This window comes from Streptomyces resistomycificus (genome assembly GCF_001514265.1).
Classification (GTDB): Bacteria; Actinomycetota; Actinomycetes; order Streptomycetales; family Streptomycetaceae; genus Streptomyces; species Streptomyces resistomycificus.
Map to the genome: position 1 here is coordinate 87,946 of NZ_KQ948988.1, position 25,288 is coordinate 113,233.

Here is a 25,288-nt window from a genome sequence, read left to right on the forward strand (position 1 = left end):
CCGCCTGCTCGGAGCGGACCCGGCGGCCAGGCGCCACCGGGTCCGTGAGCCGACCGGAGGTGCGAGGCAGCGCGTCGCGCAGGAGTCCGGGGCTCGACGCAGGTCACCATCGTCTCACTCGACGCGGACCGGAGCCGGTCATCACCTGCGTCCTCGCGACGGCCCCGCTCACCGCGCCGAGGAGCGGCCGCGAACGTGACCCGGCCCGACGCATTCGACCCGGCGAGTTTGCCCCCCATCCGCTCACATCGGCTCCCGGCGACCGGCCGGGCGGCTCGTGGGGAGACCGAACAGCGAGGACAGCCACTCGAGTTGGCGTCGTACGTGGACGGCGTCGCCGCCCTCGTGGCCGTTGTACGGATAGGCGTGGATCTCCTTGCCGGGGGCCGCGCCGGTCAGTTCCCCGTAGCGGTTGAACGCGGCGTACGTCCCGCTCGGCGGGCACACCGTGTCGCGCAGGCCCACCCCGAAGTGGGCCGGCGCCTGCGCGCGCCGGGCGAAGGAGACGCCCTCCAGATACGACAGGGTGCGGTAGGCGGCCCGCTCGGCGCCCCGGTGCACGGACAGGTACGCGGTGATCTCGCCGTAGGGTGACGCGTCGGTGAGATCGAGGGCACGCCGGACACCGCACAGGAACGGGGCGGAGACCAGGACGGCCGCCAGGTCCGGCACCAACCCCGCGACCGCCAGGGCGAGTCCGCCGCCCTGGCTGTTGCCGACGGCGGCGGTCCGTTCCCGGTCCACGCCGGGCAGGGCGCGCACCGCGGCCACCGCGCGGACCGCGTCCGTGATCAGCCGGCGGTAGTGGTGGTCACGGGGTGCGAGCAGCCCCCGTACCGCCGGAGTCGGGCCGCCGCGGTCCGACACGTGCGGGTCCGGGGTGTCGCCTCCGCAGCCGTACTGGTCGCCCTGGCCCCGGTTGTCCATGAGCAGGTGCGCGTATCCGGCGTTCACCCAGGTCAGCCGTTCGTGCGGGAGGCCGCGTCCGCGACCGTACCCCGCGTACTCGACGACGGCCGGCAGCGGCTCGGACACCCCGGCCGGCCTGCTGTACCAGGCGCGCACCGGATCGCCGGCGAAGCCGCGGAAGGTCACGTCCCAACTCTCCACCAGACGCAGGCCGTTCGCGGCCGGCAGGGCCGACACCACCGGGTCGCTCTGCCCGGCCTCCTTCAGGGTGTTCTGCCAGAAGTCGTCGAAGTCGGCGGGCTCATCGAGGTGGGGTCGGTAGTGCTCGAGTTCCTTCAGGGGCAGGTCGAACGCGGGCACGGCGGCACCTCACAGGCTTCGACGGGGCGGCTCGGTCCGATCGTTGCGGTCGCCAGGCAGAAAGTTCCGATGCGTCCGCGCCGATCCCTCCATCTCTTCCACCTCCGGCCCATGGTGAACCCATCGCATCACCACCACCCCGCGACGCAACCTCCCCGTGCGCAGCCCCCATTGACAGCGCTTTCTGGTGCCCCTAAGTTGCCGCGGAGTTACCGGTAAGAGCTCGAAAGTTTCGGTTCCGCGTCCCATGCCCCGGGAGGCCCGAGCATGAGCACGTCCACCACGTCGGCCCCGTCGCCGGGCACCCAGGACCCGCCGTCGGACAGAGCCGCGCCCCGCCGCCGGACGCGGGCGCCCGTGCGCACCGGTTGGCGGCGGGCGTTGCGCCGGGACTGGCAGCTGTACTCGCTGGCGATCCTGCCGTTGCTGTTCTTCCTGGTCTTCCGCTACCTGCCGATGATGGGCAACGTGATCGCCTTCCGGCGCTTCGAGCCCGGAGGCTCGATCTTCGGCGGGGAGTGGGTGGGCCTGCGCTATGTCGAGATGTTCCTCAGCGATCCCACCTTCTGGCAGGTCTTCCGCAACACCCTGTGGCTGGGCGGGCTGACCCTCGTCTTCTGCTTCCCGATCCCGATCGTGCTGGCGCTGCTGCTCAACGAGGTGCGCAGACGGTCGCTGAAGCGGTTCGTGCAGTCGGTGTCGTACCTCCCGCACTTCCTGTCGATCGTGATCGTCGCGGGCATCACCCTGCAGATGCTCGCCACGGACGGCCCGGTCAACCACGTCCTCGGCTGGTTCGGTCACGACCCGGTCCGGTTCATCCAGGAGCCGGAGTGGTTCCGCACCATCTACGTCGGCTCGGAGATCTGGCAGACCGCCGGATGGGGCACGATCCTGTACCTCGCCGCGCTCACCACCATCGACGAGGACCTGTACGAGGCCGCGCGCATCGACGGCGCGAACCGTTGGCAGCAGATCCGGCACGTCACCCTGCCCGGCATCCGGCCCACGATGATCACGCTGCTGATCCTCAACATCGGCACGTTCATGGCGGTCGGCTTCGAGAAGGTCCTGCTGCTGTACAACCCCCTGACCTACCCGAAGGCCGACGTGATCTCCACGTACGTCTACCGGACCGGCGTCGAGTCCAACAGCTTCAGCTACGCCGCCGCCATCGGTCTGTTCGAGGCGATCATCGGCCTGGTCCTGATCACCTCCGCCAACCAGCTCTCGCGTCGCACAGTGGGGACCAGCCTGTGGTGAGTGTCAACCGGCCCTCGCGGGGCTACCGCGTCTTCCAGGGCGTCAACGGGGTGATCCTCACCCTCGTCGTGGTCGTGACCCTGTACCCCTTCCTCAACATCGTCGCGCGGTCCTTCAGCGGCGAGCGGCAGATCCGGGCCGGTGAGGTCACGCTGTGGCCCAAGGGGTTCAACCTCACCACGTACAAGATCGTGTTCCAGGACTCGATGTTCTGGCGCAACTACGGCAACACGGTGTTCTACACGGTCGTGGCGACCGCCGTCGCCATGGTCCTGACGACCTGTTACGCCTACGTCCTGTCCAAGAGGCACCTCAAGGGTCGCACCGCACTCGTCGGGATCGCGGTGTTCACGATGTTCTTCACCGGCGGCCTGATCCCCCACTACGTCCTGATCACCAGCCTGGGGTTGAAGAACAGCGTCTGGGCGATCGCGTTGCCCAACGCGATCAGCGTCTTCAACCTGCTGGTGATGAAGGCGTTCTTCGAGAGCCTGCCGGCCGACCTGGAGGAGGCCGCCCAGATCGACGGCCTGAGCACCTACGGCATACTGCTCAGGATCGTGCTGCCGCTGTCCAAGGCGGTCGTCGCCACGATGGTGCTCTTCTACTCCGTGTCCTTCTGGAACTCCTGGTTCAGCGCGTTTCTCTACATGGACCGGACGGACCTGATGCCGGTCACCGTCTATCTGCGCAACCTCATCCAGGGCGCCACCGGAGGCGGCAACGCCGGCGCCGCCACCGAGCAGCTCAGCCAGGTCGGGGCCAACATCCAGGCGGTCACCATCGTGCTCACCGCGCTGCCGATCCTCTGCGTGTACCCGTTCGTCCAGCGCTTCTTCGTCTCGGGCGTGATGCTCGGCGCGGTCAAGGGCTGACAGCACCTCAACTCACTTACGGAACAAGGGAGTATCCGTGAAGAACGCAGGACAGCTGTCGCGGCGTCAGATTCTGGCCGCCGCGGGCTTCGCAGGGCTCGCGGCCCTCACCGGCTGCGGCAGCGGCGACGACGGAGGCGACTCCAAGGACCTGTCGAAGAAGCAGAACGGCGCGATGAAGAACTACCGCGCCGGGCAGCAGTTCAAGGCCGCCAAGCCGTTGTCCTTCTCGGTGCTGCACAACAACAACCCGGTCTACCCCCTCAAGGGCGGCTGGCTGTTCTGGAAGGAACTCACCCGGCGCACCGGAATCACCCTGAAGCCCCTCGACGTCCCGCTGGCCGACTACGAGAAGAAGCGCAGTGTCCTCATCGGCGCGGGCGACGCCCCCTTCCTGATCCCCAAGACGTACCACCCCTCCGAGGTCGCCTTCGTGTCGTCGGGGGCGATCCTCCCGGTCAGCGAGTACGTGCACCTGATGCCCAACTTCCAGGACAAGGTGAAGAAGTGGAAGCTCGAGCCCGAGCTCGACTCCATCCGCCAGTCCGACGGCAAGTACTACCTGCTGCCCGGCCTGCACGAGAAGGTCAAGTCGGGCTACTCGCTGTCCTTCCGCACGGACGTCCTCGACCGGCACGGCCTGACCCTGCCCGAGACCTGGGACGAGGTGTACGACGTCCTCAAGGCGCTCAAGCAGGAGTACCCCGCCAAGTACCCCTGGACCGACCGCTGGAGCACCAACACCCCCTTCCCCTGTGGCGCGCTGTTCAGCTACCTCGGCCAGGCGTACGGGGTCAGGGCGGGCTGGACCTACGACAACCTCGCCTTCGACACGGAGGCGGGGAAGTTCGTCTTCAACGGCGCGACGGACGGCTACCGGCAGATGCTCGAGTACCTGAGAAAGCTCGTCGCCGAGAAGCTGCTGGACCCGGAGAGCTTCACGCAGCAGGACGACCAGGCCGTGCAGAAGCTGCTGGCCGAGAAGTCCTACGTGATCAGCGCCAACCCGCAGGAGCTGGTGCAGAACTACCGCTACAACCTGGAGAAGCAGGTCAAGGGCGCGAAGATCGAGATGATCCCGGTGCCGCTCGGCCCCGCGGGCGCGGTCGTGCTGGGCGGTACCCGCCTGGAGAACGGCGTCATGGTCTCCAGCAAGGCGCTCAAGAGCGACACCTTCGTCGCGATGATGCAGTTCGTGGACTGGCTCTGGTACTCCGACGAGGGCCAGAAGTTCTGCAAGTGGGGCGTCGAGGGCGAGACCTACACCGAGTCGGGCGGTACCTACAGGCTGGAGCCCGGCATCTCCCTCATGGGCTCCGACCCGGACGCGCCGAAGGACCTCCAGAAGGACTTCGGGTTCTTCAACGGCGTCTTCACCTACGGCGGCAGCTGGGCCCTGGTCTCCTCCTCCTTCAGCCCGGACGAGAAGAAGTTCCAGGACGCCATGGCCCAGCGCACCCAACTGCCCATCGCGCCGGCCCACCCGCTGCAGTCCGTCGAACAGGAACAGGCGACGCTCTGGGACACCCCGCTCAAGGACCACGTCATCCAGAACACGCTCAAGTTCGTCCTCGGCAAGCGGCCGATGACCGAATGGGACGCGTACGTGGCCGAGTTGAAGGCGAAGAACATGCAGCAGCTCCTCGACCTGCACAACAAGGCGTACGAGCGCTACCAGAAGGAGAACGGGTGACCGGCGCCCCCGCCGGGGCCAGGGCCTGTCGTTTGGATCAGGTCGGCCGGGAGGCACCGCACCTCTTGGCGCCCCGCGACGCCGGCATGTTCCAAACGACTGGCCCTAGCGGCCGATTGCCCGGTAGGGAGCCGGGATGAGCACACCCGCCGCCTTCGGCCAGGGCTCGCTGTCCCGCGCCGCCGCCCTGATCCACACCCTCGTCACCGTGGAGGCGCTGTTCCTCGCCGCCGCCTCGCCGGGCCTGGCCGGACTGCTGCTGGTGGGCACCGACCCGGCCAACCTGCCCCTGGCCGCCGTATGCCTGCTGCCGCTGGGCCCGGCCCTGTCCGCCGCCCTGTACGCCCTCCACCACCGCGACCGCGACCTCACGGACCTGGCTCCGGCCCGCGCCTACCGGCGCGGCTGGCGGCTCAACGCGCTGCCGGCGCTGAAACTGTGGACGCCGCTGCTGGCCTGGCTCACCGTGATCGCGTTCACGCTGACCCACTTCTCCGCCACCGGCCTGCCCGGCTGGTGGGCCGTGCTGCTCGCCGGCATCGGGGCCCTCTCCCTCCTGTGGGGCGCGCACGCGCTCGTCCTGACCTCGCTGTTCGCCTTCCGCGGCCGGGACACGGCCCGGCTCGCCGGCTACTTCCTGTTCCGGCACGGCCGCGCCACCCTGGGCGCCGCCTCCCTGCTCGTCCTGACCGCCGCGGGAACCGCCCTGCTCACCGAGGCCCTGCCCGCCCTGCTGGCCGCACCCCTGCTGCTGTCCCTGCTGCACAGCGGCCGCCCGGTGATCGCCGAGACCCAGGAGGACTTCACCGCATGACCGAGAGGCTCCCGCGGACCCCCAAGATCCCCTACGGCGGCGACCACAACCCCGAGCAGTGGCCGGAGGAGGTCTGGGACGACGACCACCGCCTGTTCACCCAGGCCGGCGTCGACACCCTCACCGTCGGCGTCTTCTCCTGGTCGCTCACCCAACCCGCCGAGGACACCTACGACTTCACGACCCTCGACCGGATCCTGGACCGCGCCGCCGCAGAGGGCCGTCAGGTCTGCCTCGCCACCGCAACCGCCGCCCTCCCGCCCTGGCTGGCGAAGAAGTACCCGGAGGTCAACCGCACCGACTTCGAGGGCCGCCGCCACCGCTACGGCCAGCGCCACAACTTCTGCCCCAGCTCACCGGCGTACCGCCGGCTGGCCACGGCCCTCGCCGGCCGCCTCGCCGAACGGTATGCACGGCACCCCGCGCTGCTGGCCTGGCACATCAACAACGAGTACGGCGGCACCTGTTACTGCGACCTGTGCGCGCAGGCGTTCCGGGACCGGCTCCGGGACAGGTACGTCACCCTGGACACCCTCAACGACGCCTGGTGCACCACCTTCTGGTCCCACCGCTACACCGACTGGGCCGAGATCGAACCCCCCAACGCCCTCACCGAGCACTGGCGGGGGTCCGACCACACCGCCTTCCAGGGAACCACGCTCGACTACTTCCGCTTCACCACCGACGCCCTCCTCGGCTGCTTCCTCGCCGAGAAGGAGGCGATCCGCGCCCACGACCCCGCAACGCCCGTCACCACCAACTTCATGGGCATGTTCCGCCCCCTCGACTACCACCGCTGGGCGCCCCACCTCGACTTCGCGTCCTGGGACAGCTACCCGCCCCTCGACGCCCCGCCCACCTGGCCCGCCCTCGCCCACGACCTGATGCGCGGCCTCAAGGACGGCGCCCCCTTCTGGCTGATGGAACAGACCCCGTCCACCACGGCCTGCCGGGACGTCAACCCCCTCCGCCGCCCCGGCGAGCTCCGCCTGGCCACCCTCCAGGCCGTCGCCCACGGCGCCGACGCCGCCCTGTACTTCCAGATGCGCGCCTCACGCGGCGCCTGCGAGAAGTACCACGGCGCGGTCATCGGTCACGCGGGCCGCGACGACACCCGAGTCTTCCGGGAAGTGGCCGAACTGGGACGGGAGTTGACGCTCCTGGGAGACGTGAGCCTCGGCGCCCGCACCCCCGCCCGCACCGCCCTGCTCTTCGACTGGGACAGCTGGTGGGCCCTGGAGATCTCCGACGGCCCGTCCCGCCTGGTCCGCTACCAGGAGGTCGTCCACGCCTACTACCGGGCCGCCCGCGACGCAGGCGCCGACGTGGACGTGGTCCCGCAGACCGCCGACCTCACCGGCTACGACGTGGTCCTCGCCCCCGCCCTGCACATGGTCAAGGGCGACCTGGCCACCCGCCTCGAAGGCGTGGCATCGCGCGGCGGCACGGTCCTCGCCACGTTCCTCTCCGGCCGCGTCGACGAGCACGACCGAGCCTTCCTCTCCGACGTCCCCGGCCCGCTGGCCCCGCTCATGGGCATCCGCGTCGACGAATGGGACGCGCGAGCCCGGGACGTCGTACAGCCGGTGGAGATGGGGGGCTCGACCCACGACGCCCGCCTGGTCTTCGAGATCGTCCTGCCCCGGGGTGCCGAGCCCGTCGCCACCTACGGCGCCGACTTCTACGCGGGCACCCCGGCCGTGACACGCAACCGGTTCGGCGACAGCGGGGGAGAGGCCTGGTACGTCGCCACCGCCCTCGACCAACCGGGCGTCGACGACGTCGTCCGCCGCGTCCTGACCCGCCACGACCTGATCGGACCCTACGCGGACCGAGCCGGCCTGGAGACCGCCCACCGGACCGCCCCCGACGGCACCCGCCTCCTCTTCCTCCTCAACCACACCCCCGACCCGGCCCACCTGACCGCCCACACCACCGCCACCGACCTCCTGACCGGCAAACGGGTCGACAAGGGCGCGCCCCTGACCCTCGGCCCGCTGGGCGCGGCCATCCTGCGCACCCAGTAGAACGGGATCAGTAGAACGGGATCAGAAGAGCGCATTCGGGAGAGCGCACTCAGTAGATGCGGCGCCCCCGCGCGTCCGGCACACCCGACTTGCGGAAGAAGTAGCTGTTGATCTGGTCCCGCCACTCCCGGGCACCGCGTAGCTGCTCCTCGTAGCGCTCCGCGCCCCGTGCGTGGCGGGCCGGGCCGACGAGGTCCTCGAGCGAGGCCCACACCTCCCGGGCCCTCTCCACCTCCTCGACACCCTCGAAGTGCGTGTCGTAGAGGTGCTGGATCACCGTCTTCCCGCTGTGCAGCACGTGGTCGTACGGCACGTGGTGGAAGAACAGGAGCAGCTCGTCGGGGCAGGTGCCGGGGGACTCGTAGACCTCGGCCCAGGGCTTCGCGTACTGCCCCGCGTAGCCCGTGCCGGTCGCCACGCTCCGGTCGACGCCGACGCCGTCGCGGTCGGCGAAGTGGTAGGTGCCCCAGGGGCTGTACTCGTAGCCGTCCACGCTCGGCCCGTAGTGGTGCCCCGGCTGCACCATGAAGCCCACGCCCAGCGGGGCGGTGTACTTCTCGTACGTCTGCCAGGAGCCGGTCAGCACCTCGCCCAGCGAGGCACGCAGCCGGGCGCCCTCCCCGGCCCCGCCGGCCGCCTCCGGCGTGAAGGTCAGCTCGATCCACTCGCTCAGGAACCGGTACGGGTCGGCGTCCGGCTGCCACGCCAGCCGGCCGAAGGTGTACAGGTTGGCCTGGGCCAGCGGGTGCCCGGTCCAGAACGGGTCGTCGCCCGCGTTGGACACCGCCACCAGGCCGCCGCGCGCCAGCGCCCCGACCTCCGTGTCCCCGTCGGGACGAAACCGCAGCACCTCGCTCCACATCCGCCCCAGCCAGCACACGTGGCGCTGCTGGCCGGTGTACTCCTGGGTGGCCTGCACCTCCACCGCGAGCCGGGTCCGCGGCATCGCGCCGATCAGCGGCGAGACCGGTTCGCGGACCTGGAAGTCCAACGGCCCGTGCTTCACCTGGAGGACGGCGTTGTCGGCGAACTCCCCGTCCAGCGGGGTGAAATGGTCGTACGCGGCCCGCGCCCGGTCGGTCGTCCGGTCCCGCCAGTCCTGCCGGTGGTCGTAGACGAAGCACCGCCAGTGCACGGTACCGCCGTGCGGGGCGAGCGCGGCGGCCAGCAGGTTCGCCCCGTCGGCGTGACTGCGGCCGTACGCGAACGGACCCGGCTGGCCCTCCGAGTCGGCCTTCACCACGTACCCGCCGAAGTCCTCGATCTCCTCGTACACCCGTGCCGTCGCCTCGGCCCACCACGCCCGGACCGAGGCGTCCAGCGGATCGGCGCTCGGCAGAGCGCCGAGCACCATCGGCGCGGCGAAGGTGACCGACAGATGCGTGCGGATGCCGTACGGCCGCAACGCCCCCGCGATCCGGGCGACTTCACCGATCCGGTCGGTGAGCAGGTGTGCCTCGGTCTCGTGCACGTTGACGTTGTTCACGGCGACCGCGTTGATCCCGCAGGCGGCCAGCAGCCGGCCGTACGCCCGCACCCGCTCCAGCTCGCCGCGCGCGAGCCCGTCCGCCCAGAACAGCGACCCGCCCGCGTACCCACGCTCCACCTGGCCCATGACCGGGTGCACGGCCACGTTGTCCCAGTGGTCCAGCATGCGCAGCCCCAGCGCGGGGCGGTGCGCCTGCTTCGGCCGGTCGTGGGAGAACGCCTTCTCCCCGAGCCGCACGACATGGAACAGCCCGTACAGCAGTCCGGCCTGACCGTGCGCGGCGACGGTCGTACGGCCCTGGCGGCGCACGCAGGTGAAGCCCTCGTCGCCCAGCTCCTCGGGGCCGGTCAGCTCCAGCACGAGGTCGTATGGGCTCTCGCCCGGTCCAAAGGCGCGCACGACCTCGCCCCCGAACCGGGCACAGGCCTCCGCCACCTCCCCGTGCACCGTCTCCACCAGCGGTCCCGACCCCCGGATCAGGGTCCGCCGGCCGCCGAGCGGCCGGAAGGCGGCCGGCGGCAGCCAGGCCGGATCGACACCCTCGGGCAGGACGGGTACGGGAAGCGCCATGAGACCCCCAACTCGACTGCTCAGGAGAGCAGTTCGACCTCCGACAAGGCCGCCTCGCCGTCGACGGCCAGACGGTACTTCTCGTACGTACCCGGTGACCTCACCGTGAACGCACGGGTCTGTCGGTCCCACGCGAAGGCCTCGCCGGGGCGTTCGTCGAGGGTCTGCCAGGTGGGCCCGTCCGCCGACCCCGCCGGATGCCGACCGGCGCGGTGTCCACGGTGCTGATCCAGTCGGGTGCCGGATCGCCCGTCTCGAAGGAGGAGACGAACTACCGCCCCGCCGTGGCGGGCGCCTCGGGCAGGGCGACCGCCGCGCCCGGTCCGCCCGCACTCCGTCTGTGCCGAACCGTGTGCTGCCGCATACGCGAGCACTCCAAGTTTTTCCGGCAGGCCGTGCACAGCCCGCTCATATTTCCGGGAGGTCTCAACTCGGAAAAGACCCACGGTCAACCTTGCATTCGATCTTGCTCCATTGACGTGAAGTGGACTATACCTGTCGGCGATTCACCCGATCCGCACATCATGATCCGCACGACCCTGCTTGACCTGACCGCGGTGCCCGGAGGATCCGGTTCACCGCCTGAGTCCTGGAGAAGGCGAGGACTTGAGCATGGGATCCACTTCCGCCGAGAACAACGCAGCCGGTGGCGTCGGCCGCCGCGATCTGATCAAGCGGTCTGCCGCGCTGGGCCTGATCTCCGTCCCCACGATGGGTCTCCTCTCCGCGTGCGCCAGCAGTGGCGGCGACGGCGACGGGGAGAAGGCCAAGGCGGGCAAGAAGACCGCCAAGAACCCGCTGGGTGTGAACGACACCGCGGGGATGGAATTCGTCCTGTTCGACGGCGGTTTCGGCAAGGAGTACGCCGAGGACGCGGTGAAGATCTACGAGAAGAACTTCCCCGGGGCCAAGGTGAAGTTCTCCGCCACCCAGAAGATCCAGTCCACCCTCCAGCCCCGCTTCAACCAGGGCACCCCGCCGGATCTCATCGACAACTCCGGCGCCGAGCAGATGGACATGGGCGTCCTGGCCGGCAAGAACCAGCTCGCCGACCTCACCGCGCTCCTCGACGCCCCGTCCTACGACGACCCGGACAAGAAGGTCCGCGACACGCTACGCCCCGGCATCGTGGAGATGGGCCAGCTCGACGGCGACCCGGTCTGGATCATGTACTACGCCTACACGGTGTACGGCGTCTGGTACTCGCAGAAGGCCCTGGACTCCCTCGACGCCACGTACCCGGAGACCTGGGACGAGATGCTCGCGGTCTGCGCGAAGGCGAAGAAGAAGGGCATGGCGGGCTGGACGTACGCGGGCAAATACCCGTATTACCTCCCCTTCTCGCTCTACCCGATGATCGGCAAGGTCGGCGGCGTCGAGGTCCTCGACGCCATCGACAACCTGGAGCCCAACGCCTGGAAGCACCCCGCGGTCAAGGCGTGTTTCGAGGCCTACTACGAGCTCCAGCAGAAGGGCTACGTCCTCAAGGGCACCCCCGGCCTGGACCACATCCAGTCGCAGACGGCCTGGGCCAAGGGCAAGGCGCTGTTCATCCCGAACGGCTCCTGGGTGGAGAACGAGTCGGCCAACGTCATGCCGGCCGACTTCAACCTCGCCGTCTCGGCGCCGACCGGCATCGACTCCTCCGACAAGTTACCCTTCGGCACCATCTGGGCCTCCGGCGGCGAGCCGTTCATCGTCCCGGCCAAGGCGAAGAACGGCGCGGGCGGCATGGAGCAGCTGCGCATCATGCTCAGCGAGGCGTCCTCGAAGAACTTCACGAGCAAGGTCAAGTCGCTCACCGCGTACAACGGCGGCACCGACGGCATCACCCTCACCCCCGGTCTCAAGTCCGGTGTCGCGGCGCTGGAGAAGGCCGGCGACAACGTGGTGAATCCGCGGCTGCAGGACTGGTACGTGCAACTCCAGAAGGAGAAGATCGGGGTGTCCGGTCTCGGCGAGATGATGGCCGGCCGCCTCACTCCGGCCGAGGCGATCAAGAAGATCCAGGCCTTCGCCGACGAGACCGCCAAGGACAGCTCGATCAAGCACTACAAGCACCAGTAAACGGACCGGAGAAGCGATGCAGCACGGCAAGTACCGGTTCATCGTGGGGTTTCTGGCGCTGCCCCTCGGACTGTACGCGCTTTTCGTGGTATGGCCGTTCATCCAGTCCATCTACTACTCGTTCACGGACTGGACCGGCCTGAGCCCCGAATTCAAGATGGTCGGCCTGGACAATTACCGGAGGATGCTGGACGACGAGATCTTCTGGAAGTCCTTGCAGCACAGCTTGATGTTCGCGGTCGTGCTGCCACTGGTGACGATCAGCCTGGCGCTGTTCTTCGCATTCATGATCAATGTCGGCGGACGGAGAAGGAAGGGCGGCCCGGTCATCTCCGGCGTCCGGGGCTCTTCCTTCTACAAGATCGTCTATTTCTTCCCGCAGGTGCTCTCGATCGCCATCGTGGCCCTGCTGTTCGCCTTCGCGTACAACCCGGACAGCGGCGCCATCAACTCGCTGCTGCGCGGGATCGGGCTCGACAGTGTCCAGCCCCTGTGGCTGGGCGACCCGGGCCTGGCCCTGTGGTGTGTGATGGCCGTCCTGGTGTGGTCCACGGTCGGCTTCTTCGTGGTCCTCTTCTCCGCCGGCATGGCCTCCATCCCGGCGGACCTGTACGAGGCGGCGCTGCTCGACGGGGCGGGCCGTGCCGCCACGTTCTTCCGGATCACCCTGCCGCTGCTGTGGGACACCGTGCAGTCCGGCTGGGTCTACATGGGCATCCTCGCGCTGGGCGCCGAGTCCTTCGCGGTCGTGCAGATCATGACGACCGGGCCGGGAGGTCCCGACTACTCGACCACCGTCATGGTCCTGTACGTGTACCAGAAGGCGTTCCGCGACGGGCAGGCCGCCTATGCCACCACGATCGGTGTCGCCCTCCTCGTCGTCACGCTGGCCTTCGCCGCCCTCGTGATGCGACTGGGCCGGCGCGAGCGGCTGGAGTACTGAGCCAATGAAGACGACCGAGACCCCCGCCCCCGTACCGGCCGAGTCCGGTGTCCCCGTCGCCAAGACCGACGCCCCGGCGCGCCCGCCCCGGCGGGCCGACAAGGAGGGAACCACCCTCAACGTCTTCTCGCACGGCGTCCTGGTCATCTGGGCGATCCTGGTCGTGATGCCGCTGTTGTGGGCGGTGATGACGTCCTTCAAGGACGACAGCGCGATCTTCGGCTCGCCCTGGTCGCTGCCGGACAGGCTGCACTTCGACAACTGGTCGCGGGCCTGGACCGAGGCCAACATGAGCGACTACTTCCTCAACACCGTTCTGGTGGTGGGGGGTTCGCTCATCGGCACGCTGGTCCTCGGCTCGATGGCGGCCTACGTGCTGGCCCGCTTCGACTTCCCCGGCAACCGGTTCATCTACTTCTTGTTCATCGGCGGCATGAGCTTCCCGATCATGCTGGCGCTGGTCCCGCTGTTCTACGTCGTGAACAACATGGGCCTGCTGAACACGATCCACGGGCTGATCCTGGTCTACATCGCCTACTCGCTGCCGTTCACGGTGTTCTTTCTCACCGCGTTCTTCCGCACCCTGCCGACCTCGGTGGCGGAGGCGGCGTTCGTGGACGGGGCCTCGCACTCCCGGACGTTCTTCCAGATCATGCTGCCGATGGCCAAGCCGGGCCTGATCAGCGTGGGGATCTTCAACTTCCTCGGGCAGTGGAACCAGTACATGCTGCCCACGGTGCTGAACACCGACCCCGACAAGCGCGTCCTCACCCAGGGCCTGGTCCAGCTGGCGGTCAGCCAGGGGTACAAGGGCGACTGGTCGGGACTGTTCGCGGGCCTGGTCATGGCGATGCTCCCGGTGCTCGCCGCGTACATCGTCTTCCAACGACAGGTGGTGCAGGGACTGACCGCGGGGGCGCTGAAGTAGCGGCCCTCCCACCCGTACGGACACCGCTCCCGGCGCGGCCGGGGGCGGCGGCCGTGTTGCCGTCCAAGCACTCGGATGCGGTTCAACCTCTTGACGGGAGGCGACCCGAACGGCTCAGCTTAGAGTTCACTAGTTGGACATAGACGGGGCCTCGTCGAAGCGGTCCCGCGCGCAGGAGGTCGTCGTGGAGACTCCGGGGTCGCAGTCGTCGCTGCACCGAGCCAACCTGGAGCGGGTCGTACGCGCCGTACGGCTGGCCGGGTCGCTCACGCAGGCGGAGATCGCGCGGACGACGGGCCTGTCCGCGGCGACGGTCTCCAACATCGTGCGCGAGCTCAAGGACGGCGGAACGGTCGAGGTCACGCCCACCTCGGCGGGGGGCCGCAGGGCCCGCAGCGTCTCGCTGAGCGGGGACGCGGGCATCGTCATAGGAGTCGACTTCGGGCACACGCATCTGCGGGTCGCGGTCGGCAACCTCGCCCACCAGGTGCTGGCCGAGGAGTCCGAACCGCTCGACGTGGACGCCTCCTCGACCCAGGGCTTCGACCGGGCGGAACAGCTGGTCAGTCGCCTGATCGCAGCAACGGGCGTCGACCGTTCCAAGATCGCCGGGGTGGGCCTGGGCGTACCCGGACCGATCGACCTGGAGTCCGGCACGCTCGGCTCCTCCGCCATCCTGCCGGGCTGGATCGGCACCAGGCCGGCCGAGGAGATGCGCGGGCGGCTGGGCGTTCCCGTGCACGTGGACAACGACGCCAACCTCGGCGCCCTCGGCGAGATGGTGTGGGGCAGCGGCCGGGGGGTGCGCGACCTGGCGTACATCAAGGTCGCCAGCGGTGTCGGTGCCGGTCTGGTGATCAGCGGGAAAATCTACCGCGGCCCGGGTGGCACTGCGGGAGAAATCGGACATATTACACTTGATGAATCCGGCCCCGTCTGCCGTTGTGGGAACCGGGGCTGCCTGGAGACCTTCGCGGCCGCGCGCTACGTGCTGCCGCTGCTCCAGTCCAGCCACGGGACCGACCTGACGATGGAAGGCGTCGTGCGACTGGCGCGGGACGGAGACCCAGGCTGTCGTCGGGTGATCGCCGACGTCGGCCGACACATCGGCAGTGGAGTCGCCAATCTCTGCAATCTTCTGAACCCGAGCCGGGTGGTCCTGGGCGGTGATCTCGCCGAGGCCGGCGAGCTCGTGCTCGGGCCGATCAGGGAGTCTGTCGGCCGCTACGCGATCCCCAGTGCGGCGCGCCAACTGTCCGTGCTTCCAGGGGCACTTGGTGGACGTGCGGAGGTGCTCGGAGCGCTCGCTCTCGCACTCAGCGAGATGGGTGATTCGACCCTTTTGGACGGCACGCTGCACGCAGCGACTCCTGCCTTCACTTAGAGAACGCAGGACGCCGTTGCCATCTCGTTAAGTATTTACTTCTTGACGTCGCACGCGTGGCCGAGTTGACTTCCAGCCACCTCGGCCGCAATGTCGCGGCCTCGTCAGGGAGGTTTCAAAAGTGAACACGCTCATGCGTCGTACCGCTGTTGCCGTTGCGATCGGGGCCATGGCCGTCTCGGTGGCCGCCTGTGGCAAGGCCGGTGACGACGACTCGGGCAGCGGCAGCGGCTCGGACAGCAAGTCGATCGGCCTGCTTCTTCCCGACAACGTCACCGCTCGCTACGAGAAGTTCGACAAGCCGTACTTCGAGGACAAGGTCGCCGAGCTCTGCTCCGACTGCAAGGTCGAGTACGCCAACGCCGCAGCCGACTCGGCCAAGCAGGCGCAGCAGGTCAGCAGCATGATCACCAAGGGCGTCAAGGTCATCGTGGTCAGCGCCCAGGACTCCGCCGCGATCAAGTCCTCGATCCAGAAGGCCGTCGACAAGGGCGTCAAGGTCATCGCGTACGACCGTCTGGCCCAGGGCCCGGTCTCCGCGTACGTCTCCTTCGACAACGTCAAGGTCGGCGAGCTCCAGGGCCAGGCCCTGATCGACGCCCTCGGCGACAAGGCGACCCCCAAGTCCAAGGTCGTCATGATCAACGGTGACGACGCCGACCCGAACGCCGCGCAGTTCAAGGAAGGCGCCCACAAGGCCCTCGACGGCAAGGTGGACATCGCCTACGAGCAGTCCGGCCTGTGGAAGGACACGGTCGCCGCCCAGAAGATGTCGGCCGCCATCACCCAGCTCGGCGCCAAGAACATCGCGGGCGTCTACGCCGCCAACGACGGCATGGCCGGTGGCATCGCCACCGTCCTCAAGGGCGCCAAGATCAGCGGCATCCCGCTGACCGGTCAGGACGCGGAGCTCGCCGGTATCCAGCGCATCGTCGCCGGCACCCAGTCCAGCACCGTCTACAAGGCATTCAAGCCGGAGGCCGACGCGGCCGCCCAGCTCGCGGTCAACCTGCTCGAGGGCAAGAGCATCGACGACCTGGCCACCGAGACCCTGACCAGCGGCTCCGGCGACAAGGTGCCCTCGCAGCTGCTGACCCCGGTGTCGGTCACCGTCGACAACATCAACGACACGGTGATCAAGGACAAGCTCTACACCGTCGCCGACATCTGCACCGCGGACTACGCCGCCGCGTGCAAGAAGGCCGGTCTGGAGTAAGCAGCCGCCGGCGGCAGACCAGACCTGTCCGGCGCCCGCCCCACCTTCAACCCCGCTGCGGGGCGGGCGCCGGACGGAAGCATGAGGGACTTGGCCGTTGCCGAGGGGCACCGGCCGCCCGCATGTTCATCTTGTAAATCAGTGCCTTGAGCACAACCCTCCGCGCCTTTCGACAAGCGCGGCATCCCCGCCGGTCAGGCGGCGAAGGAGATGGTTCACGTGTCCGCTACGCCCGTGCTGGCGTTGCGCGGAGTCTCCAAGCGATTCGGTGCGGTGCAGGCCCTCACCGAGGTCGAACTGGAGGTCCACGCCGGAGAAGTGGTCGCCCTGGTGGGCGACAACGGCGCAGGTAAGTCCACGCTGGTCAAGACGATCGCCGGTGTGCACCCCATCGACGAGGGTGTCATCGAGTGGGACGGCAAGCCGGTCAGCATCAACAAGCCGCACGACGCCCAGGGACTCGGCGTCGCGACCGTCTACCAGGACCTCGCCCTGTGCGACAACCTCGATGTCGTCGGCAACCTCTACCTCGGCCGTGAGCTGCTGCACCGCGGCGTCATCGACGAGGTCACGATGGAGAAGAACGCCCGGGAACTGCTGAGCACCCTCTCCATCCGCATCCCGAGCGTCCGCATCCCGATCGCGAGCCTCTCCGGCGGTCAGCGGCAGGTCGTCGCCATCGCCCGCGCGCTGATCGGCGACCCCAAGATCGTCATCCTCGACGAGCCCACCGCGGCCCTGGGCGTCGAACAGACCGCGCAGGTCCTCGACCTGGTCGAGCGGCTGCGCGAACGCGACCTCGGCGTCATCCTCATCAGCCACAACATGGCCGACGTCAAGGCGGTCGCGGACACCGTCGCCGTCCTGCGCCTGGGCAAGAACAACGGGTCCTTCCCGGTGAAGGACACCACCCACGAAGAGATCATCGCCGCGATCACCGGTGCCACGGACAACGCCGTGACCCGTCGCGCGGGGCGCACCACGGAGGCGGCAAAGTGAGTGACTCGTCCAAGACCGTGAAGAAGGATCCCTCACAGGAGACCGTCGCCCCGTCCGACGACCCCACGGCGGCGCCGGTCACCGTCGTCGACCCGCGGCTGCTCATCCGCGAAGAGGGCCTCAAGGGCTACCTGACCGAGTTCAAGCGGAAGGTGAAGGGCGGTGAGCTCGGCTCCCTGCCGGTCTTCGTCGGTCTGATCGTCATCTGGACGATCTTCCAACTGCAGAACGACCGGTTCCTCAGCGCCGACAACCTCTCCAACATCAGCTACTACCTCTCGGCCACCGGCATGCTCGCCATCGGCCTGGTGTTCGTGCTGCTGCTCGGCGAGATCGACCTGTCCGTCGGTTCCGTCAGCGGCCTGGCCTCCACGCTGTTCGCCGTCTTCGTGGTCGACCACGGGGTGAACTCCTGGCTGGCCCTGCTGCTCACCGTGGTCACCGGTATCGGCATCGGCGCCCTGCACGGCTGGTTCTTCGCCCGGATCGGCGTACCGGCCTTCGTGGTGACCCTGGCGGGCTTCCTCGGCTGGAACGGCCTGATGCTGTGGCTGCTCGGCGAGAGCGGCACCATCAACATCCCGGACGAGGGCCCCGTGCACCTCTTCGGCCAGAGCTCGTTCTTCATGGACCAGGCCGTCATCGGCGCCTACCTGCTGGCCGGCCTCGGTGTCGCCTCCATGCTCGCCGGCTCGCTCATCGAGCAGCGCCGCCGTCGTGCCGCGGGCGTGCCGTTCCGGCCCACGAGTGAGATCGCGCTGCGCGTCGGCGCGCTGGCCGTGGCCACGTTCGTCGCCGCGTACGTCCTCAACTCGTCCGCCGGTGTGTCCAACGCACTGGTGATCTTCCTCGCGTCGCTGGTGATCGTGGACTTCGTGCTGCGCCGCACCCCGTACGGCCGCAAGATCTTCGCGGTCGGCGGTGGCATCGAGGCCGCCCGCCGTGCCGGTATCAACGTGTCGATGATCCGTATCACCGTCTTCGCGATCGCCGGTGGCTTCGCGGCGGTCGGCGGTATGTTCTTCGCCGGTCAGACGCAGAGCGCCACGCTGAACGCCGGCGGCGGCAACACGCTGATGCTGGCGATCGCCGCGGCGGTCATCGGTGGCACCAGCCTCTTCGGCGGCCGCGGCACCGTGTGGTCCGCGCTGCTGGGCATGCTGGTGATCCAGTCCATCCAGACCGGCCTGGACCTGCTCAACATGAACACGTCGATCCAGTACATGATCACGGGTGCGGTCCTGCTGGGCGCGGTCGTCATCGACTCCGTCTCCCGCAGGAGCCAGAAGGCCGCCGGACGCGCATAGCGCCGTCTCGCCGTCGGGGCGCGGTGCCCCGGCGGCAAGCCGGCCGTGTGGGGCCGGTCGCGCGGTTGCCCGCGCCCCCGAGGGGCGCCCTGTTGCCCGGCATCGAAAACGATGCCGGGCAACTGTCGTGTCATAGGAACGCCACATCTTGGGTACAGCCGATCGCGTGACGTATCACGCACCGCCCGGGCGCGGTCCTCTCAGGCGGAACATTAGACTCGACAAGCCCGGCAACAGCTCTACTGCAAGGAGGCACGGGTGCCGCTGCTGACCCGCATCAGGGGACCGCGCGATCTGGACCGGCTCAGCCTGGAGCAGTTGGACCAGCTGGCCGAGGAGATCCGGACCTTCCTGGTCGACGCCGTCTCCAAGACCGGCGGCCACCTCGGCCCCAACCTCGGCGTGGTCGAGCTCACCATCGCCCTGCACCGGGTGTTCGACTCGCCCAAGGACAAGGTGCTCTGGGACACCGGCCACCAGTCCTACGTGCACAAACTGCTCACCGGCCGTCAGGACTTCTCCAAGCTGAAGATGAAGGGCGGCCTGTCGGGCTACCCCTCGCAGGCCGAGTCCGAGCACGACGTCATCGAGAACAGCCACGCCTCCACGGTCCTCGGCTGGGCCGACGGCCTCGCCAAGGCCAACCAGATCCTCGACCGCGGCGACCACGTGGTCGCCGTGATCGGTGACGGCGCCCTCACCGGCGGCATGGCCTGGGAGGCCCTGAACAACATCGCCGACGGGGACCGCCCGCTGGTCATCGTCGTCAACGACAACGAGCGGTCGTACGCGCCGACCATCGGCGGTCTCGCCAACCACCTCGCGACCCTGCGCACCACGGACGGCTACGAGCGTTTCCTCGCCCGCACCAAGGAGGTGCTGGAGCGGACCCCGGTGGTCGGCAGGCCGCTGTACGAGACCCTCCACGGGGCCAAGAAGGGCCTCAAGGACTTCATCGCCCCGCAGGGCATGTTCGAGGACCTCGGCCTGAAGTACGTCGGTCCCATCGACGGCCACGACATCGAGGCCCTGGAGTCGGCGCTGGCCCGCGCCAAACGCTTCGGCGGGCCCGTCATCGTGCACTGCCTCACCGAGAAGGGCCGCGGCTACCAGCCCGCCCTCCAGGACGAGGCGGACCGCTTCCACGGCATCGGCCCCATCCACCCCGACACGGGCCTGCCGGTCAAGGCGTCGGGCGCCGACTGGACGTCCGTCTTCGGCGACGAGATGGTCCAGCTCGGCAAGGAGCGCGAGGACATCGTCGCGATCACGGCGGCGATGCTGCAGCCGGTCGGTCTGAAGAAGTTCGCGGACGCCTTCCCGAACCGCATCTACGACGTCGGCATCGCCGAGCAGCACGCCGCCGTCTCCGCGGCGGGCCTCGCCACCGGCGGTGTGCATCCGGTGTTCGCGGTGTACGCCACCTTCCTCAACCGCGCCTTCGACCAGGTCCTGATGGACGTCGCCCTGCACAGGTGCGGCGTGACCTTCGTCCTGGACCGGGCCGGCGTCACCGGCACCGACGGCGCCTCCCACAACGGCATGTGGGACATGTCGATCCTCCAGGTCGTCCCCGGCCTCAGGCTCGCCGCCCCGCGCGACGCCGACCAGGTCCGCGCCCAGCTGCGCGAGGCCGTCGAGGTCGACGACGCGCCGACCGTGGTCCGCTTCTCCAAGGGCGCCGTCGGCCCCGCCGTCCCCGCCGTGGGCCGCGTCGGCGGCATGGACGTGCTGCGCGAGCCGGGCACCGACACCCCGGACGTGCTGCTGGTCTCCGTGGGCGCCCTGGCGCCGATGTGCCTGGAGATCGCGGGCCTCCTCGACAAGCAGGGCATCTCCACCACGGTGGTGGACCCGCGCTGGGTCAAGCCGGTCGACGAGGCCATGGCCCCCCTCGCGGACCGGCACCGGGTCGTCGTCACCGTCGAGGACAACTCCCGCGTCGGCGGCGTCGGCTCGACGATCGCACAGGCCCTGCGCGACGCCGGCGTGGACGTCCCGCTGCGCGACTTCGGCATCCCGCCGCGCTTCCTCGACCACGCCTCCCGCGCCGAGGTCATGGCGGAGATCGGGCTCACCGCGCCCGACATCGCCCGCCAGGTCACCGGCCTGGTCGCCAAGCTGGACGGCCGGTACGGCAGTGCGGCGGCCGAGGTCGACGCGGTGGAGTCCGCGCGCGACTGAGTACCTCCGGATGGGCCGGTTCCACCACCGTGAAGGGTGGTGGAACCGGCCCATCCGCGTGAATCCACGCGCGCCGGGGCATACGCACTACGCCCCCTCTCGATCATGTCGAGGACGACACAGCGTGGGAGGTACCCGTGAGCAGCACCCTCTTCCGGACGAAGAAGGTCGAGCAGTCCATCCTCGATACCGAGGAACCAGAGCACGCGCTCAAGAAATCCTTGTCCGCGCTGGATCTGACCGTCTTCGGCGTCGGCGTCATCATCGGCACCGGAATCTTCGTCCTGACCGGCACCGTCGCGAAGAACAACGCCGGTCCCGCCGTAGCCCTGGCCTTCGTGGTGGCCGGGGTGGTCTGCGCGCTCGCCGCGCTCTGCTACGCCGAGTTCGCCTCCACGGTTCCGGTAGCCGGCTCGGCGTACACGTTCTCGTACGCCTCACTCGGTGAACTGCCCGCCTGGATCATCGGCTGGGACCTGGTCCTGGAGTTCGCGCTCGGCACCGCGGTGGTCGCCGTCGGCTGGTCCGGCTACATCGCCTCGCTGCTGGACAACGCCGGCTGGCATCTGCCGGCCGCGCTGGGCGTCAGAGACGGGGCCGACGGCTTCGGCTTCGACATCCTCGCCGCCGCCCTGGTCCTGGTACTCACCGGAATCCTCGTGCTGGGCACCAAGCTGTCCGCGCGCGTCACCTCGGTCGTCGTCGCCATCAAGGTGACGGTCGTGCTGACCGTGATCGTCGCCGGTGCCTTCTTCATCAAGGGCGACAACTACGACCCGTTCGTCCCGAAGGCGCAGGAGGTCCCGGCGGGCGACAGTCTCGACTCCCCGCTCATCCAGCTGATGTTCGGCTGGGCGCCCTCCAACTTCGGAGTGATGGGCATCTTCACCGCCGCCTCGGTCGTCTTCTTCGCCTTCATCGGCTTCGACGTGGTGGCCACGGCAGCCGAGGAGACCAAGAACCCGCAGCGGGACATGCCCCGCGGCATCCTGGGCTCCCTCCTGATCTGTACGACCCTGTACGTCGCGGTGTCGATCGTCGTCACCGGCATGCAGCACTACACCGACCTGTCCATCACCGCGCCGCTCGCCGACGCCTTCAAGGCCACCGGGCACCCCTGGTTCGCGGGCTTCATCAGCTTCGGCGCCGCCGTCGGCCTCACGACCGTCTGCATGATCCTGCTGCTCGGCCAGACCCGGGTCTTCTTCGCGATGAGCCGTGACGGGCTGCTGCCCCGGTTCTTCTCCCAGGTCCATCCGCGGTTCAAGACCCCGCACCGCCCGACCATCCTGCTCGGCGTGATCATCGCGATCGTCGCCGGCTTCACCCCGCTGAGCGAACTCGCCGAACTGGTGAACATCGGCACGCTCTTCGCCTTCGTGGTCGTGGCGATCGGCGTGATCATCCTGCGCAAGGCCCGTCCCGACCTGCCCCGGGCCTTCCGCACCCCGTGGGTGCCGTTCATCCCGATCCTGTCGGTGGCCGCCTCGCTCTGGCTGATGCTCAACCTGCCCACCGAGACCTGGCTCCGCTTCGCCGGCTGGATGGTGCTCGGCTTCGTCGTGTACTTCCTCTACGGCCGCTCCCACAGCCGGCTCGGCCGGCAGCAGGAGGCCGCGGCCGGCCAGGCCACGCGGCCGCCGGGCGGAGGTACGGAGCAGTAGGGAGTTCCTGCCCACCGGCCTCGTGGGTCCCGCCTCCGGCGGCCCACGGGGCCGGTTGTGCGCGCCGTCCCGCGCCTGACCGGAAATGACCGTCACCGTATGGAAGCTGACCCGTAAGCTGCCTTTGTCGCCCTTGTCACTGACCGGATACGGCAGCGATGATGGGTGGGGTGGTCACCACGTGCCACGGCTCGACTGCTCAGTGCGACTCCGTGAACCGGCGAAGGAGATCACGATGACGGACGCCGTAGCACTTTCAGGCGGGTTTCAGAGCGCGTTACCAACAGCCCCTTCGGAGCCGGCGGAGTTCACCACACAGATCCCCGACTGCGGCGCGATACCGCTGGACCGGGTGGCCGACGTCCACAGCCGGACCCTGAGCGACCTGCTGCCGTCCGGATGGCAGTCGCTCCCCACCTTCAACTCCGGCATCTGACCGGCCAGGACCCCATGCGCCGATGACCGCCGGGACAAGAGCGTTCCGCCAGTTCGTCCTCAAGGTGCACAGCAGGTGCGATCTGGCCTGCGATCACTGCTACGTCTACCGGCACGCCGACCAGAGCTGGCGGCGCCGGCCGCAGGTGATCCCGGACGAGGTGGCCACGGCGGTGGCGCACCGGATCGCCGAACACGCCGCGGCCCACCCCGAACTCCCGCGGGTGCACGTCATCCTGCACGGCGGCGAACCCCTGCTCGCCGGAGGCGGGCGACTGGCCAGGATCGCCGGGGACCTGCGCTCCGCCCTGGACGGCGTGTGCGAACTCGACCTGCGCATGCAGACCAACGGACTGCGCCTGGACGAGGACCTCTGCCGCATGCTGGTCCGTGAGCGGATCAGTACCGGCATCTCCCTCGACGGCGACCGCGCCTCCAACGACCGCCACCGCAGACGTGCGAACGGCACCGGCTCGTACGACGCCGTCGTCAAAGCGGTGCGGCTCATCGGCTCCCCTCCGTACCGCAGCGCCTTCGCCGGCCTGCTGTGCACCGTCGACGTGCACAACGACCCGGTCGCCGTCTACGAGGCCCTGGCCGCACTCCACCCGCCGCGGGTGGACTTCCTGCTGCCGCACGCCACCTGGGACCGGCCGCCGCCGCAGGACCCCGCCGCCGGCACCGCCGCCCACGCGCGCTGGCTGATCGCCGTCCACGACCGCTGGAGCGCCGACGGCAGGCCCTTCCCGGTCCGCCTCTTCGACTCGATCGAGGCCGGGCGGGACGGGCAGGAGTCCTTCACCGAGGCACTCGGTCTCGGCAGCCCCGATCTGGTCGTCGTCGAGACCGACGGCGAGATCGAGCAGGCCGACTGGCTCAAGACGGCCGGCCACGGGGCGCCCGGCACCGGGTTCCACGTCCTGCGGCACACGTTCGACGAGGCGGCCGCCCACCCCGGTTTCCTGGCGCAGAGCGGGGGAGTGGACACGCTGAGCCGGCCGTGCCGGGAGTGTTCCGTGGTGCGGATCTGCGGAGGCGGCCTGTACGGCCACCGCCACCGTGCGGACAACGGCTTCGACAACCCCTCGGTCTACTGCGAGGACCTCTTCCGGCTGATCGGACACGTGCTGAGCTCCCCGCGCCCGCAGCCGGTGCGCCGCCCCCACACCCTGACCGCGCACGGCTTCGACTCCCTCGCCGTGGGCGACGGTGACGACGACGCGCTGCGTGCCCTCGTCGCCGCCGAGGCAAGCGTCCGCCGGATGCTGCTCGGCGCCGTGTGTGCCCGGTACCCGGGCCCCGAGGCGAGCGCCCTGACCCGGCTGGACCGGCACCGGCCCCGCGAGACCGCCGAGACCGTGCGCCACCCCCACCTCGGCACCTGGGCGGTTGCGAGCCTCGAAGGGCGGGTGGCACCGGCCGCCGTCCGGCAACGGCTGGGCGAGATCGCCCTGTCGACGGCGCTCCGGGCGGGCCTCCCGCTCCGGTTCGCACTGGAGGAACAGGCCGGGCAGGCCCACCTGCCGGGGATCGGACGGCTGACCCGGGCTCCGGGGTACGGACCCGTGGCGCTGCTCGCACACGAAGGCCGCCTGCGGGTCGCCGCCCCGCCGGACGGCGGGCCCCTCCCCGTCACCGAGGCCCCCGGCATCGGTTGGGAGCCGGTACGCCACGTCGTCGTGGCCGGGGTCACCGTCCCGCTGGAGGACACCGACCCCTACCGTGACGGCTTCCCCACCGAGCCCGAACCCAGGCTGGACGAGGCGGGCCACACCCGGTGGCTGCGGCTGTTCGCCGAGGCCACCGCTCACCTGCGCGCCCGGCACGCCCGCCGCGTGCCCGGAGTCCGCGCCCTGCTCACCTCGTGCACCCCGGTGCGCGGGGCAGGCGCACAGGGACACGTGGCGGCCGATCCGCACGCCTTCGGTGCCCTGGGGCTGGCCCTGCCCCAGACCGCCGAAGCGCTGGCCGGGCTGATCGTGGAGGGAGTGCAACAGGTGAAGTTCAACGCCCTGCTGGACCTCTTCGACCTCGCGGGCAGCGACGAGGCCCGGGAAGGCCTCCGGTCCGTGTACCTGGACCACCTTCCGGCGCGGGCGCTTCCCCCCGACGGCCTGACCGCACACGGACGCCGGATCGCCGACCGGCTGCGAGGCTGACG

Annotated in this window: 18 protein-coding genes; 16 read left to right on the forward strand and 2 right to left on the reverse strand. The window is 69.4% G+C overall.

The genetic code is table 11. The features are described 5' to 3' along the window. Window positions 1-243: 243 nt before the first annotated feature. Window positions 244-1,269 carry an acetylxylan esterase gene (locus AQJ84_RS00370; protein WP_053192942.1) on the reverse strand — a complete coding sequence of 342 codons (1,026 nt, stop codon included), beginning with the start codon at window positions 1,267-1,269 and terminating at the stop codon, window positions 244-246. 267 nt (window positions 1,270-1,536) lie between these two features. Between AQJ84_RS00370 and AQJ84_RS00375 the strand changes: the two genes are divergently transcribed. The 5 genes from AQJ84_RS00375 (at window position 1,537) to AQJ84_RS00395 (ending at window position 7,941) form a co-directional block, all read left to right on the forward strand. Next, window positions 1,537-2,532, forward strand: coding sequence for an ABC transporter permease (locus AQJ84_RS00375; RefSeq protein WP_030041177.1), 996 nt, complete (start codon window positions 1,537-1,539; stop codon window positions 2,530-2,532). Further along, entirely contained in the window at window positions 2,526-3,407 is an 882-nt protein-coding gene (locus AQJ84_RS00380; RefSeq protein WP_030041178.1) for a carbohydrate ABC transporter permease, read from the forward strand. Before AQJ84_RS00375 ends, AQJ84_RS00380 begins: the two co-directional genes overlap by 7 nt. Before the next feature lie 37 nt (window positions 3,408-3,444). Next, window positions 3,445-5,100, forward strand: coding sequence for an ABC transporter substrate-binding protein (locus AQJ84_RS00385; RefSeq protein ID WP_030041179.1), 1,656 nt, complete (start codon window positions 3,445-3,447; stop codon window positions 5,098-5,100). Between the two features lie 136 nt (window positions 5,101-5,236). Next, on the forward strand, window positions 5,237-5,914 hold the full coding sequence (locus tag AQJ84_RS00390) for a hypothetical protein (RefSeq protein ID WP_030041180.1): 678 nt from the start codon (window positions 5,237-5,239) through the stop codon (window positions 5,912-5,914). Then, window positions 5,911-7,941, forward strand: coding sequence for a beta-galactosidase (locus AQJ84_RS00395; protein WP_030041181.1), 2,031 nt, complete (start codon window positions 5,911-5,913; stop codon window positions 7,939-7,941). Before AQJ84_RS00390 ends, AQJ84_RS00395 begins: the two co-directional genes overlap by 4 nt. A 49-nt stretch (window positions 7,942-7,990) precedes the next feature. On the opposite strand, the gene AQJ84_RS00400 is transcribed toward AQJ84_RS00395, so the two are convergent. After that, window positions 7,991-10,000, reverse strand: a complete 2,010-nt coding sequence (locus tag AQJ84_RS00400; protein WP_030041182.1) for an alpha-glucuronidase — start codon at window positions 9,998-10,000, stop codon at window positions 7,991-7,993. A gap of 612 nt (window positions 10,001-10,612) precedes the next feature. On the opposite strand from AQJ84_RS00400, the gene ngcE reads away from it, so the two are divergent. The 11 genes from ngcE to AQJ84_RS00450 all read left to right on the forward strand — a co-directional run bounded on the left by ngcE (window position 10,613) and on the right by AQJ84_RS00450 (window position 25,286). Further along, window positions 10,613-12,067 carry an N-acetylglucosamine/diacetylchitobiose ABC transporter substrate-binding protein gene (ngcE, locus tag AQJ84_RS00405; RefSeq protein WP_030041183.1) on the forward strand — a complete coding sequence of 485 codons (1,455 nt, stop codon included), beginning with the start codon at window positions 10,613-10,615 and terminating at the stop codon, window positions 12,065-12,067. A gap of 16 nt (window positions 12,068-12,083) precedes the next feature. Further along, complete coding sequence (locus AQJ84_RS00410) at window positions 12,084-13,010, forward strand: carbohydrate ABC transporter permease (protein ID WP_030041184.1); 927 nt, start codon at window positions 12,084-12,086, stop codon at window positions 13,008-13,010. A gap of 4 nt (window positions 13,011-13,014) precedes the next feature. Continuing rightward, window positions 13,015-13,938 (forward strand): carbohydrate ABC transporter permease, encoded by a 924-nt coding sequence (locus AQJ84_RS00415; RefSeq protein ID WP_030041185.1) that lies wholly within the window; start codon window positions 13,015-13,017, stop codon window positions 13,936-13,938. Between the two features lie 184 nt (window positions 13,939-14,122). Further along, the gene (locus tag AQJ84_RS00420) at window positions 14,123-15,322 is read left to right on the forward strand and encodes an ROK family transcriptional regulator (protein ID WP_030041186.1); all 1,200 of its coding nucleotides are present in this window, start codon (window positions 14,123-14,125) and stop codon (window positions 15,320-15,322) included. Between the two features lie 169 nt (window positions 15,323-15,491). Then, the gene (locus AQJ84_RS00425) at window positions 15,492-16,538 is read left to right on the forward strand and encodes a sugar ABC transporter substrate-binding protein (RefSeq protein WP_374935437.1); all 1,047 of its coding nucleotides are present in this window, start codon (window positions 15,492-15,494) and stop codon (window positions 16,536-16,538) included. 210 nt (window positions 16,539-16,748) lie between these two features. After that, window positions 16,749-17,537: an ATP-binding cassette domain-containing protein gene (locus tag AQJ84_RS00430; protein WP_079022750.1), complete on the forward strand. Its 789-nt coding sequence runs from the start codon at window positions 16,749-16,751 to the stop codon at window positions 17,535-17,537. Next, on the forward strand, window positions 17,534-18,844 hold the full coding sequence (locus tag AQJ84_RS00435; protein ID WP_053192946.1) for a sugar ABC transporter permease: 1,311 nt from the start codon (window positions 17,534-17,536) through the stop codon (window positions 18,842-18,844). The genes AQJ84_RS00430 and AQJ84_RS00435 overlap by 4 nt, the downstream gene beginning before the upstream one ends. A gap of 258 nt (window positions 18,845-19,102) precedes the next feature. Beyond that, entirely contained in the window at window positions 19,103-21,028 is a 1,926-nt protein-coding gene (gene dxs, locus AQJ84_RS00440; protein ID WP_030041189.1) for a 1-deoxy-D-xylulose-5-phosphate synthase, read from the forward strand. Between the two features lie 137 nt (window positions 21,029-21,165). Continuing rightward, window positions 21,166-22,692, forward strand: coding sequence for an amino acid permease (locus AQJ84_RS00445; protein ID WP_037803113.1), 1,527 nt, complete (start codon window positions 21,166-21,168; stop codon window positions 22,690-22,692). Between the two features lie 235 nt (window positions 22,693-22,927). Continuing rightward, window positions 22,928-23,128 (forward strand): hypothetical protein, encoded by a 201-nt coding sequence (locus tag AQJ84_RS42820; RefSeq protein ID WP_053192948.1) that lies wholly within the window; start codon window positions 22,928-22,930, stop codon window positions 23,126-23,128. 22 nt (window positions 23,129-23,150) lie between these two features. Continuing rightward, a complete protein-coding gene (locus AQJ84_RS00450) occupies window positions 23,151-25,286 on the forward strand; it encodes an FxsB family cyclophane-forming radical SAM/SPASM peptide maturase (protein WP_051870000.1) in 2,136 nt (711 codons plus the stop codon). The last annotated feature ends 2 nt before the right edge of the window (window positions 25,287-25,288 follow it).

Bases quoted from the DNA above. Each gene is read 5' to 3' on its own strand.
- AQJ84_RS00375 (WP_030041177.1), top strand. From the start codon at position 1,537: ATGAGCACGTCCACCACGTCGGCCCCGTCGCCGGGCACCCAGGACCCG.
- AQJ84_RS00390 (WP_030041180.1), top strand. From the start codon at position 5,237: ATGAGCACACCCGCCGCCTTCGGCCAGGGCTCGCTGTCCCGCGCCGCC.
- AQJ84_RS00395 (WP_030041181.1), top strand. From the start codon at position 5,911: ATGACCGAGAGGCTCCCGCGGACCCCCAAGATCCCCTACGGCGGCGAC.
- AQJ84_RS00400 (WP_030041182.1), bottom strand. From the start codon at position 10,000: ATGGCGCTTCCCGTACCCGTCCTGCCCGAGGGTGTCGATCCGGCCTGG.
- ngcE (WP_030041183.1), top strand. From the start codon at position 10,613: ATGGGATCCACTTCCGCCGAGAACAACGCAGCCGGTGGCGTCGGCCGC.
- AQJ84_RS00410 (WP_030041184.1), top strand. From the start codon at position 12,084: ATGCAGCACGGCAAGTACCGGTTCATCGTGGGGTTTCTGGCGCTGCCC.
- AQJ84_RS00415 (WP_030041185.1), top strand. From the start codon at position 13,015: ATGAAGACGACCGAGACCCCCGCCCCCGTACCGGCCGAGTCCGGTGTC.
- AQJ84_RS00425 (WP_374935437.1), top strand. From the start codon at position 15,492: ATGGCCGTCTCGGTGGCCGCCTGTGGCAAGGCCGGTGACGACGACTCG.
- AQJ84_RS00430 (WP_079022750.1), top strand. From the start codon at position 16,749: ATGGTTCACGTGTCCGCTACGCCCGTGCTGGCGTTGCGCGGAGTCTCC.
- AQJ84_RS42820 (WP_053192948.1), top strand. From the start codon at position 22,928: ATGACGGACGCCGTAGCACTTTCAGGCGGGTTTCAGAGCGCGTTACCA.
- AQJ84_RS00450 (WP_051870000.1), top strand. From the start codon at position 23,151: ATGACCGCCGGGACAAGAGCGTTCCGCCAGTTCGTCCTCAAGGTGCAC.